At 34.1% G+C, this 13,136-nt stretch carries 7 protein-coding genes; all 7 read left to right on the top strand.

The annotated features are described in order from the left end of the window. Positions 1–95: 95 nt before the first annotated feature. Positions 96–2,852, top strand: coding sequence for a PD-(D/E)XK nuclease family protein (locus tag ABXQ82_RS00630; RefSeq protein WP_367053472.1), 2,757 nt, complete (start codon positions 96–98; stop codon positions 2,850–2,852). Between the two features lie 2 nt (positions 2,853–2,854). After that, positions 2,855–3,697 carry an alpha/beta fold hydrolase gene (locus tag ABXQ82_RS00625; protein WP_367053470.1) on the top strand — a complete coding sequence of 281 codons (843 nt, stop codon included), beginning with the start codon at positions 2,855–2,857 and terminating at the stop codon, positions 3,695–3,697. A 17-nt stretch (positions 3,698–3,714) separates the two neighbouring features. Further along, positions 3,715–4,731: a GntR family transcriptional regulator gene (locus tag ABXQ82_RS00620; RefSeq protein ID WP_367053468.1), complete on the top strand. Its 1,017-nt coding sequence runs from the start codon at positions 3,715–3,717 to the stop codon at positions 4,729–4,731. A gap of 170 nt (positions 4,732–4,901) precedes the next feature. Next, positions 4,902–7,916, top strand: coding sequence for a TonB-dependent receptor (locus tag ABXQ82_RS00615; protein WP_367053466.1), 3,015 nt, complete (start codon positions 4,902–4,904; stop codon positions 7,914–7,916). Positions 7,917–7,927: 11 nt separating this feature from the next. After that, positions 7,928–9,523: a RagB/SusD family nutrient uptake outer membrane protein gene (locus tag ABXQ82_RS00610; RefSeq protein WP_367053464.1), complete on the top strand. Its 1,596-nt coding sequence runs from the start codon at positions 7,928–7,930 to the stop codon at positions 9,521–9,523. 129 nt (positions 9,524–9,652) lie between these two features. Then, complete coding sequence (locus tag ABXQ82_RS00605) at positions 9,653–11,422, top strand: glycoside hydrolase family 36 protein (RefSeq protein ID WP_367053462.1); 1,770 nt, start codon at positions 9,653–9,655, stop codon at positions 11,420–11,422. Positions 11,423–11,428: 6 nt separating this feature from the next. Continuing rightward, complete coding sequence (locus ABXQ82_RS00600; RefSeq protein WP_367053460.1) at positions 11,429–13,084, top strand: solute:sodium symporter family transporter; 1,656 nt, start codon at positions 11,429–11,431, stop codon at positions 13,082–13,084. Positions 13,085–13,136: the final 52 nt, after the last annotated feature.

Genomic DNA, 13,136 nt, shown 5'->3' with positions numbered 1-13,136 from the left:
AGCTAAACAGTTAATTTTAAAATAATAAGTTTGAAAAAACGCTTCGGTAATCCCGAAGCGTTTTTTATTTTTATAATCTACCTGAAAAAGTCTATATGACCACATTCATTTTTGATGTTTTAAAAGATTTACAAAAAGATAACCATAATCTTTCTGAATTAACTTTTGTATTACCAAGCAAACGAGCCGGATTATTTATCAAACACCAAATAGCAAAGGTTAACAACACCACCGTCTTTGCACCCAAAATACTAAGTATTGAAGAATTTGTAGAAGAGTTGTCCCAACTTAAAAGTGTTTCAAATACCAATCTGCTTTTTGAGTTTTATTCCACGTATCAAGAACTTACCGAAGCTTCAAAGCAAGATACGTTTGAATCTTTTTCGAAATGGGGACAAATATTGCTTCAGGATTTTAATGAAATAGATAGATACCTGATACCTCATCAACAAATTTTTGATTATTTAGGTGCTATACAAGAAGTAAATCATTGGTCTGCCGAAAAAAATCAAACGGAGTTCATCAAAAATTATCTTTCCTTTTGGAATAGACTCAACACCTATTACCAACATTTCTCAACGCGGCTCATCAATAAGAAAATTGGATATCAGGGTTTAATTTACAGAGAAGCTGTTGAAAATCTTGAGGTTTTCATTCAAAATAATAGCGATGAGAAATTTGTTTTTTTAGGCTTTAACGCATTAAATACTGCCGAAGAAACAATTATTAAAGAATTACTTCAAAACGATATAGCGAAAGTATATTGGGATATAGACCAAGTTTTTATAAACAACCCAAAGCATGATGCTGCCCTATTCACAAGAGCGCATAAAAACAAGTGGACGAATTTTAAAAACAATCCTTTTAAATGGATCACCGGTAATTATTCAAAAGAAAAAAAAATAGCTGCTTATGGCATCCCAAAAAACGTGGGACAAGCAAAATTTATAGGGGAGTTACTTGAAGACTTGCATAAAGATAATGCGTCTTTACAAAATACAGTTGTAGTCTTAGGCGATGAAAATCTTTTAGTACCAGTTTTAAACTCCTTACCAAACCAGATCGATGCCTTAAATATAACCATGGGATTTCCTTTAAAATCCATACCCTTGGCATCTCTTTTTGAAAGTCTTTTCAAGTTGCATAAAACGAGTTCATACTCCATTTATTTTAAAGATGTTGTTTCAATTCTATCGCATCAGTTCATCAGACCGTTATTTTATAGTGATGGTATTGACTATTCATCTAAATTAATTGAAACCATAAACACTAATAACCTTGTTTATTTAAATTTAGAGCAATTAAATAATTTGCTTCCAAAACAAAACGATAGTCTTAATTTATTGTTTTCTAACTGGGGAATATCCATTGATTATGCGTTGTCTAATTGCTTCAAATTAATACTTAAAATCAAAACCTGTTTAGATGGAGATAAATCATCAAACAGACTTTCTTTAGAATATTTATTCCGCTTTAATACCTTGTTTAATGAGGTTTCTAAATTAAACACAGAATACACCCATATTAAAGATATGTCGGCACTACATAGTGTTTATAAAGAATTGTTGAACTCTGAGACATTAGATTTTCAAGGAGAACCATTACAAGGCTTACAAATTATGGGCATGTTAGAATCCCGTGTTCTCGATTTTGAAACGGTGATTATATCATCTGTAAACGAGGGGATTCTTCCGGCGGGAAAAAGCAACAACTCCTTTATTCCCTTTGATGTTAAAATAGAAAACAATCTGCCTACTTACACAGAGAAAGACGCTGTTTACACCTATCACTTTTTTAGATTATTACAACGTGCAAAAAACATTCATATATTATACAATACAGAGGCTGATGTATTAACTGGAGGTGAAAAAAGTAGATTTATCAGACAATTAGAGCTAGAAGATATTCACGATATTAACCATCATATCATAGTGCCTAAAGTGCCTGTAAACGAACAATCTTTAAAAAGTATAAAAAAAACGGACGCTTTAGTCAAAGCCATTTTTAAAGTTGCAAAAGAAGGTTTTTCGCCTTCATCTTTAACCAACTACATGAGAAACCCTTTGGACTTTTATTATCAAAAGATTCTTAAAATAAGAGAATATGATGATGTTGAAGAAACCGTTGCGGCTAACACCTTAGGAACTGTGGTGCATAATACACTTGAAGATTTTTATCATCCTTTGATCAATACATTTTTGACGGTTGAAACAATTAAAAATCTAAAGCCTAAAATTGAAGAACGCGTCACTTTTCATTTTAAAAATGAATATAAGGAAGGTGATCTTTCAAAAGGTAAAAACCTTATTGTTTTTGAAATAGCAAAACGCTATGTTTTAAATTTCTTGAATTTTGAAATTGCAACATTAAAAGCTGGAAATGAAATAAAAATAATCAATATTGAAGCTAATAATGACATTGAACTAAATATTCCAGAGCTTGATTTTCCTGTAAAAATTAAGGGAAAGGTAGATCGCGTTGATGAATATAATGGCGTAACAAGAATTATAGATTATAAAACAGGTAGCGTACAGCAAAACCAAGTTGAAATAGTAGATTGGGAAGATATCACAACAGATTATAAAAAGTATAGCAAGAGTTTTCAAGTATTGACTTATGCTTATATGATGCAAAAATCGAATAAAATTAATCTTCCAATAGAAGCTGGTATTATTTCATTTAAAAATTTAGGTTCAGGATTTTTAAAATTCGCAAAAAAAGAAAGTGCCCGCGGAAGAACCAAAGACAGTTTAATAACTGATGATACTATCGCAGCCTTTGAAATACAACTAAAGCATCTTATTTTAGAAATTTGTAATCCAAACGTAGATTTTACTGAAAAGGAAGTTTAATTATGAAAATTTCGAAAAACAATGTCATTCCCGGGAAACACGAAAAGCCAATTTTAATTGATACTTTTTATGTTGAAAACTTACAAGCAAAACCAATTATCATATTTTGCCATGGCTATAAAGGTTTTAAAGACTGGGGCGCTTGGGATTTAATGGCGAAAGCATTTGCAGAAGCTGGATTCTTTTTTATAAAATTCAACTTTTCGCATAATGGCGGAACGGTAAAACAGCCTATAGATTTTCCAGATTTAGAAGCTTTTGGGAATAACAATTACACCAAGGAATTAGATGATTTAGAAACGGTTATTGATTGGATTTGTAATATTTCTGAATTAAAGAAAGATGCAGACATAAACAACATTAACTTAATAGGACACAGTAGAGCGGGCGGTATAGTGACCATTAAAGCTGAAGAAGATGATCGTATTAAAAAAGTAATCAGTCTTGCGGGAGTTTGCGATTTTGGAAAAAGATCATCAACAATTGGCGATTTAGAACAATGGAAAAAAGACGGTGTTAAATATATTTTGAACGGGCGGACAAAACAACACATGCCGCATTATTATCAATTTTATGAGGATTTTAAAGCCAATGAAGAAAGATTGACCATAAAACGCGCCGTTTCAAACTTAAACATTCCGTATTTGATTATTCATGGCGATAATGATACAAGTGTTTTGATTGATGAAGCTTATGCACTTCATAAATGGAATTCTAAAAGTAAATTGGAAATTATTGAAGGCGCAAATCATGTGTTTGGAGCTTCGCATCCATGGGAAAAAGAAATTATCCCAAAATATATGGAAGGCGTTATCGAAAAAATAAGTGTATTTTTGAATCGATGAAAAGTCTCTCATAGCGTATGAAAATTGTTTTTGAAAATATAAATAAATTAAAAGCTGCTACACATTTAAACAAACATGAAAAATTAATTAGCGGCATTACAAGTGCCATAGAATCGAAGGATTTAGTAAAAGGAGACCGCCTACCTTCAATTAACAAAATGGTTGCTGAAATAGGTTTTGCAAGAAAAACAATTGTAAAAGCCTATGAAGAATTAAAAGGCAGAGGCATTGTAGAATCCAAAAACTTTAAGGGCTATTATATTGCAGATGTTAATACGAAAACGAAGCTAAGAGTAGCACTTGTACTTTACGCATTTCATACCTTTCAAGAAGATTTCTATAATACCTTTAGAGCAGAACTTGGTAAAAAATACATTATCAACGTGTTTTTTCATCATAATAATTTAGACGTATTCAAAGACATTCTTACCAGGATATCTGGCAGATATGGCATGTATGTTATTGCTCCCATACAAACCTTGGAAGTGAGCATGCTATTAAAAAAAATCCCTTCGGATAAGTTGTTGGTTATTGATAGGCATATATCATTGCCCAATGATTATTCATATATAACCCAAGAATTTGAAAGCTCAACATACGAACAATTAAAAGAATTGCTTCCTGAAATACATAAGTACAAACAATTCGTTTTGTTCTTTAAAACCGATTCTGATTATCCTATTGGGATATTAAATGCCTTTAATAAATTTATAGAAGAATTCAATATCAATGCAACAGTAGAAGCCCAGTATAAAACGGGCAGCATAAAAAAAGACAGGCTATACTTTTTTATTAATGATAGCGATTTATGGGAAGTTCTGAAAGACATTAAACCTAAAAATTATACCATAGGAAAAGATATAGGTTTATTGGCCCATAACGACAATGCTATTAAAGAGGTTATATTTGGAGGCATAACAACTATCTCTATCGACTTCAAAAAAATGGCCAAAGAATCTGCCAACTATATAAAATTAAAAGAACATACTCGTAAAATTATCCCCTCACAGCTTATTCAAAGAAAGTCATTATAGCAGAAAAATAGGCTGTTTTGGAAATAATTCACAAAAATTTGGCCGTATTTTTTTCATATTTACTGTTTGTATTAAAAAAAAGTATATATTTGCGAAGTAGCATAGTGTAGCATACTTAATTCTAAAAGTAGCATACGGTATCACAATTATACTAACTTATACATCAACTTATGAAAAAAAACGTACTAAAACTATTGTTTTGTTTAGCCTTCTCCCTTTTGGGTGTAGCTGCTACAGCACAAACAGCAACTGTTTCTGGAACAGTTACAGATGGCGGATTTCCGCTTCCAGGGGTTAACATTATTGTCAAAAACACTTCTAATGGAACAACAACTGATTTTGACGGTAACTACACCGTAAACAACGTTAACTCAAACGATATTCTTGTTTTTAGCTATGTAGGCTATAAAGCCCAAGAAATTACTATTGGAAATAAAACTACCATTAATGTGGTATTGGTTGAAGATGCCGCTGCCTTAGATGAAGTTGTCATTGTAGGTTATGGGACTTCTAACAAAAGAGAGCTCACGGGTTCTGTTGGCACGATAAAAGGTGATGCTATTGCAACTACAATTGCTGGTAACCCAACCTCAGCCTTACAAGGTAGATTAACTGGTATTCAGGTAGAAAACCCTGGTGGGAAACCTGGAGCTAAAGGAAATGTTTTCATTAGAGGGGTAAACTCACTAAGTAACGCAGATCCATTATATATTGTTGATGGTTTGTTTGTTGATGATATGAGTTATGTTAATCCGTTGGACATTGAAAACATCTCTGTTCTTAAAGATGCCGCTGCTGCTGCAATCTATGGTTCTAGAGCTGCCAATGGCGTGGTTTTAATCAAAACAAACCATGGTAGAAAAAACAGGGATCTGGAAGTTACTTTTAATTCTAGAATAGGTTTTGATACACCTAGCAAAAAACTGGATTTTATTGATGGACAACAATACACAGATTATCTTAATCAGCGTTTTGCAAATGATGGAAGCTCCACAACTGTAGCCTTTAATGGTGTAAATACCGATTGGCAAGATGAAAATTTACAAAGCGGAATTATTGAAGATTATGGATTGTCTATATCTGGGGGTGGTGAAAAATCATCCTTCTTTTCTTCAATCAACTATTTTAACCAGGATGGTATATTAATTGGTTCTGGCTTTAAAAGATTAAATGCAAGATTTAATAGCACCCACGAATTTGGAAAATTCAAACTGTCTCAATCTTTAGGTTTAGCCGAAGGAAAACTACAAGAAAATAACTGGTATGGTTTTGATGGAACAACGGCGCCAACCGTAGCTTTAAGAAATGCTACCAACGATGGTGGTTTTGAAGCACCATCAACAGGCGTACACGGTCCTGGTGGGGTAAACCAATTTGGATTGGCCTCTTTAGAAGACAATTTAGAAACTACCCGCACACTTTTTGCAAGTTTGAAATTAGATTATGAAATTACCGAAGGGTTATCGGCTGGTATTAATTTAGGCGTGGATTATACAACTCAAAAACGCTTTCAATTTACACCAACATACTTTATGAGTACAGTTGATGCCGTAAGAAACGTGAATGAATTAAACGATCTTACTGAATTTAATCAAGAAGATGTTAATCTATTATTTGAACCAACATTATCTTATAATAAAACGTTTGATGATGTTCATAAGGTATCAGCAGTAGTTGGTTACACGCGTTTTATTGAAAACCAAAATAGTAGTGGTATTTACGGTCAAGGTACACCCGCAAACAGTATTAGAGTAGTCGGTGCTTTACCTTCAAACGACCAAAACATTTTGTTAGGTCAAAATAACGAGGCTGGATTAATCTCTTATTTTGGAAGATTAAACTATAACTTTAACGATAAATATTTGTTCTCCGGAACCATGAGACGTGATGCCTCTTCAAGATTTGCAAAAGCGAATCAAGTAGGTTACTTCCCAGCGGTTTCTGCGGGTTGGAATATTTCAAATGAGGATTTTTGGAAATCTGAAACAATAAATTTCTTCAAATTAAGAGTGTCTTATGGTGAATTAGGTTCTTATCCTGATGTGTTTTATCCAACACAGGCTGTATTTTTGGCCAACCAATCCAATACAAGTTTTGGTGGCGGAACTGCTAATGGTTTAGCACAAACAACTTTAGCCGATGAGAATCTAGTTTGGGAAACCACAAAAACATTCGATATTGGTGTTGATATGTCTTTATTGAATAGTGCGCTTACTTTTTCGGCAGATTATTATTCAAAAGATGTTGAAGATGCGCTAGTTCCAATTAGCATCCCTTCAACCGCAGGTGTTAGTTTACCTGTAACAAGAAATGCCGGTACATTGGTAAACAATGGATTTGAATTTGATTTAACTTACAGAAAATCTGAAGGCGACTTCACGTATAGTGTTGGGACAAACTTCTCATTCAACCTTAAAAATGAAGCAAAGGATATTCCTGCTACCATTTTAGGGCCTGGAATTGATGAAGATTTACGCGTCGTAAATAGAACTGAAGCTAACGGACCTGTAGGCGCATTTTACGGCTATATAGTTGAAGATAAAGTTGATCCTGCAACAGGAGATTTTATTAGAGTAGATACTGATGGGGTCGCTGGTATAACTTCGGATGATCAAACCATTATCGGTAATCCAACACCAGACTTTACTTATGGTCTTAATTTTAACGGGAAATACAAAAAATTCGATATTGCTTTAAACTTCAATGGGGTTTCTGGTAACGAAATTTATAACCTAAGTAGATATTACAATATCTTATGGCAAGATGGTGGTAAACTAACAGATGTTTTAAATTCTTGGACACCTAGTAATACAGACACTAGCATTCCTAGAGCCTCTGTTGATGATCCTGCTGGAAATAAAGAACCTTCCTCTTTCTTCGTGGAAAACGGGTCTTACTTCAGACTTAAAAACATGGAAGTTGGCTACAATTTTGGAGAAGATGCACTTGGTGTAGATTGGATCAAAAGCGTAAGGTTATCATTAAACGTTCAAAACGTTTTTGTAATTACAGATTACTCTGGTTACGATCCAGATGTGGCATCAACAAATAGTGGTAGGGCCAATATTAACTCTGGTGTTCCAGGAGTAAGATCAAACGTAAATCCTTTACTTGGTAGAGGGTTAGACCAAAGAGCATATCCAAATGCAAGAACATTCATGTTAGGGTTACAAGCTAAGTTTTAAAAAATAAGAATATGAAAAATTTAATAAAAATAAAGTCCTCTTTAGGCATCATAGCGGTTACGTTATTAATGACAATTGGTGTTGCTTGTTCTGATGATATTTTAGATCAAAATAACAACAATGCGACTTCAACAGCAAACTTTGGTACTTCTGTCGAGCAAGTAGAATCTGCAATAAATGGTGCATTCCACCCAATAACAGGAACTTTTTTCTGGGGTAGAATTGTGCATACAGGCGCTATGTTACGTTCAGATGAATTCAATGTATTTCCATTTGGTTCTAATACGGCTATGTCAACATTTTTAGGAAATCCTGGAGATCGTTGGGCAACAGAGCCTTGGCAAGAACTTTACAAATCCATCGCAAGATGTAACAACATCATTATTAATGTTACTGAAGATGGTATTGCAGACAAAACTACTAGAGAAAATTTAGTTGGACAAGCTTATTTTTTAAGAGCTTTTGATTATTGGTATTTAGCTAATCTTTACGGTAATGTGCCGTTAATTACAGACTTACCAGATTTGGATAATCTTTTGGTAGAGCAAGCAACTACCGATGCTGTTTGGGCTCAAATTATTTCAGATTTGGAAATGGCAGAAAGTATGTTGCCTGCAAACTGGGCAGGAGATAATTTAGGAAGACCTACCTCTGGTGCTGCAACAGCTCTTAAAGGAAAAAGTTACTTATATATGAAACAATATGGGCCTGCGGCTACTGCATTAAACAGTTTAGTAGGTAAATATAGTTTACTACCAGCTGCTCAATTTGGCGATAATTTCTCAACAACAAACGAGAATAATAGTGAATCGGTATTCGAATTGCAATTTTTAGGTCAAGATACATTTGTATGGGGCTCTGATATTCCTGGTACTGGCAGTATGGGTAATTTTCATATTGATTATGCACCACCAGCAAAATCTCCAGATAGAAGTCATGTAGTAAACCCTTGGCTAAAAGATTTATACAATGCAAATGGAGATGTTGTTCGTAGAAACGAAACTTTGGTCTATGACTATCCTGGAGCAACAGGATACGGAGGCGTAGCTTTTGTAACTGATTTTTCAACAGATAATTCGGATGGAAATAATGATATTCAAATAGCAACAGATGCCGGTGTAGAGCCAATATTCTCTAAAAAATATTCTGGAATGGAGTTAGGTACTAGAGATCAAGTAGATTTCTTAGGGACAAATGTGGGTAACAATTGGAGAGTTATTCGGTATGCCGATGTGTTATTAATGTTGGCTGAAGCTTTAAATGAAGATAATAAGACCTCACAAGCTATTCCTTTTATTGACGAAGTAAGAGATAGAGCTGGTTTAACTTTAATTGCAGATACGAATCCCGGAATTGATCAAACCGATATGCGTCAAGCTATTATTGAAGAGCGCGCTATGGAACTAGCTGGTGAAGGACATCGTTTCTTTGACTTGGTTCGTTGGGGACTTGCTGATGATTACATGGGTGCAACGTCTTTACACGGTGCTCATCCAAAATCTTTAAGCGGAGGTGCTTTTCAAAATGGAAAACATGAATTAATATGGATTCCGAATTCTGAAAGAGATGCAAACCCTAATCTTGACCAAAATCCTGGTTATAATTAAAATATTTGATTTAGTTTAGTTTGATTGAATAAAGGCCGAGTTTATAGTTTGACTCGGTTTTTACTCAAATCAATTGTGCAAAGTAAATTTCAAAAAGCATTACATTAATTATCAATTTCTATTAGTAACATGACGCAAACTGTCGATACTATATCCAAAAAGGACATCACTATTAAAAGTGGTTGTAACAATTTCAAGACTGAAATAACTGCTATTTCTAAAGATGCGAATGTATCAGTATATAACATTCAGATGTCTTCTGATACGCCAAAAAAACCTGAACCATTAACACTTAAATGGAAAATTCCAGCACATAATGTAAAAGGTGTATGGAAACCAACAACAGATTTTGCTAAACGGATTCAAGCAGATTGGGAACTAGACCACATGGAATCTAGAGTCTCAATTGATGCGCCCGTTATTAGTTTGTTTGGTCATGATGATAGTAATCGTCATACGTTTGCCTGTTCTAACGCTATAAATAAGTTAGAGCTCAATGCTGAAATTAGGGAAGAAGATGATTATTTCTACTGCCATGTTACCTTATTTTTAGAACAACAATCTAAAATAGACAATTACAACATTCAGTTACGAATTGATGAAGGCGAAAAACACTTTTCTGAAGCTTTAAAAGAAGTATCAAAATGGTGGGAGACTTTTGATAATTTAAAACCAACTTCTGTTCCTGATATTGCATTGGTTCCTTTGTATTCTACTTGGTACAATTTTCATCAAACTTTAGATGAAAACATTCTAATTGACGAATGTAAAACAGCCTACAGTTTAGGTTATAAAGCTATTATTATTGATGATGGTTGGCAAACCAATGATGGTAATAGAGGTTATGATTTTACAGGCGATTGGGAACCAGAACGTTTAAATAAAACCAAAGCATTTGTTGAAGATATTCATGCTACAGGTATGAAAATTGGTTTTTGGTACTCTGTGCCTTTCTGCGGAAAAAAATCGAAAGCATACAAACGTTTCAAAGGAAAATTTTTAACTGAAAACCACCGTTGGGCACCTGTTTTTGACCCGCGTTATCCTGAAGTTCGTGAATATCTTGTCAACATTTATAAAAATGCAATAGTTGATTGGGGTTTAGACGGTTTTAAACTCGATTTTATTGATGATTTCAGATTGTATGTTGACACCCCAAAAGTCAATGATAACATGGATTATATTTCCATTAATGCAGCCGTCGATAGATTATTAACAGACGTCATTACAGCTCTAAAAAATATTAACCCTGAAGTTTTTATAGAATTCAGACAAAAATATGTTGGTCCTGCCATGAGAAAATATGGTAATATGTTCAGAGCATTTGATTGCCCTGGAGATGCCACTATGAACCGTGTTAGAATTGCAGACATTAGAATGCTAGCTGGAAATACCGCAGTCCATTCAGATATGATTACGTGGCATAATGATGAAAAATTAGAAGTAGCTGCTTTACAAATGGTAAACACGCTTTTTGGTGTGCCTCAAATTTCAGTAGTGCTTAAAGACATTCCTAAAGACCATTTAGAAATGGTGAAGTTTTATACCGAATATTGGAATACGAATAAAGAACTCATCACAAAGGGACATTTTACACCTTATAGACCCTTAGCCAATTATCCAATTCAAAAAGTAAGCAATCATAAAAAACTGCTTGTTGGTTTACATGACGACCATGTTGTTCAACTTGATAATTCCTTTGAAAATATTGATATTCTGAATGCAAAATTATCCGACAGCATTATCATTAAAATAGAAGCAGATTTTGGAAACTATAATTGTAGTACCTTTAATTGCAAAGGAGATAAAGTAAATGAAGAACCGATAAAACTAAACAAAGGTGTCATGGAAATTAATGTTCCTGCATGCGGTTTAGTTCAACTAACTTTAAACAAATAACAACTTATGGATACGCTATCAATTGCTTCATTTCTTGGATTCACATTATTGGTAGCCTTTATTGCATGGTATGCAACCCGCAAGACTGATGAAAATTCTGCTGATGGGTATTACCTTGGAGGTAGAAGTTTAGGTTACATAACTATTGCAGGTTCTTTACTTTTAACAAACCTTTCCGCGGAACAAATTGTTGGGCTTAACGGACAATCTTTTGCACAAGGTGTTCTAGTAATGGCATGGGAAACCTTGGCGGCAATCTCATTGATAATTACTGCCATTTACTTATTGCCTAAATACATGCGCTCTGGAATTACAACCATACCAGAGTTTATTCAGGAGCGTTTTGATGCACAAACAAAATCCATATTATCTATTCTATTTTTAGTGGCATTTGGTATTGTTTTGCTGCCAACCATTTTATACTCTGGCTCTTTAGCCTTTAGCACCATGTTCGATTTACCCAATACATTAGGTATTTCGCAATCCGCAGTTATTTGGGTTTGTGTTTGGTCCATAGGTGTCATTGGGTCTATTTATGCCATTTTTGGAGGACTAAAAGCCGTAGCTGTTTCAGATTTGGTAAATGCCGTTGGGCTATTAATTGGTGGTCTTTTAATACCAGTTTTTGGCTTGATGCTTATTGGAGACGGTAGTGTTTCTGATGGATTAAGTGAATTATGGACAGAAAACCCCGAAAAATTTAATGCCAAAGGCGATATAGATTCTTTTATCCCGTTTAGCACGATTTTCACAGGAATGATGATTGCCCAAATGTATTATTGGGGCACAAACCAATCCATTCTACAACGTGTTTTTGGGGCTAAAAGTTTAGCCGATGGGCAAAAAGGAATGATACTGGCAGGATTTGTAAAATTCTTAATCCCTATAATTGTAGTACTACCAGGTGTTATTGCGTGGCATGTTTTTGGGAACGATTTAGCAAATGCAGACCAAGCATACCCTGCTTTGGTTAGAAAAGTATTGCCTGGGGCGTTCTTAGGATTTTTTGCCGCGGTGTTATTTGGAGCTATTTTAAGTTCTTTTAATAGTTTATTAAATAGTAGCTCAACGCTATTTGGAGTCGATTTATACCGTCAATATTTCAATACAAATGCTTCTGAACTCAAAATGGTAAAAGCCGGAAAAGTATTTGGTATGTTATTGGCAATTATTTCAATGAGCATCGCACCATTTATTGCAAACGCTCCCGATGGCCTATTTTCATACATTCAAGAATCTTTAGGCAGTTTAAGTGTGCCTATTTTAGCAGTTGTTGCTGTTGGTATGGCAACCAAAAATGTGCCAGCTTTAGGCGCAAAAATTGTGCTAACTGTTGGTGTACTTATGTATTTAATAAGTCAGTTTGTATTAAGTCCGCATTTTATTGGTGCCGCTTTAGCTGAAGCTGCTGCAAACGGTATTACAGATGCTAAGGAGCTAAGCATTATAAAAGCAAAAGCATATCCACATTTCTTACATATTATGGGTATTTTATTCGTAATTAATGTAGGGGTCATGTTAATAATGGGCAAACTATTTCCTAATAAAAATGTCTATACACCTAAAATTACAGAGCAAATCGATATTACACCTTGGAAATATGCTAAAGTAGTTGGTGTAGCCATTACTATTTTAGTATTAAGCACCTATTTAATTTTTTAAAGTTGAATAGTTCTGTAAATTGAAAAAAATTAATAATAACTCTAGAACCCAT

Origin of the sequence: Algibacter sp. 2305UL17-15 (genome assembly GCF_040720935.1) — a bacterium.
GTDB lineage: Bacteria > Bacteroidota > Bacteroidia > Flavobacteriales > Flavobacteriaceae > Jejuia.
This window is presented reverse-complemented; position numbering and strand designations above follow the sequence as displayed.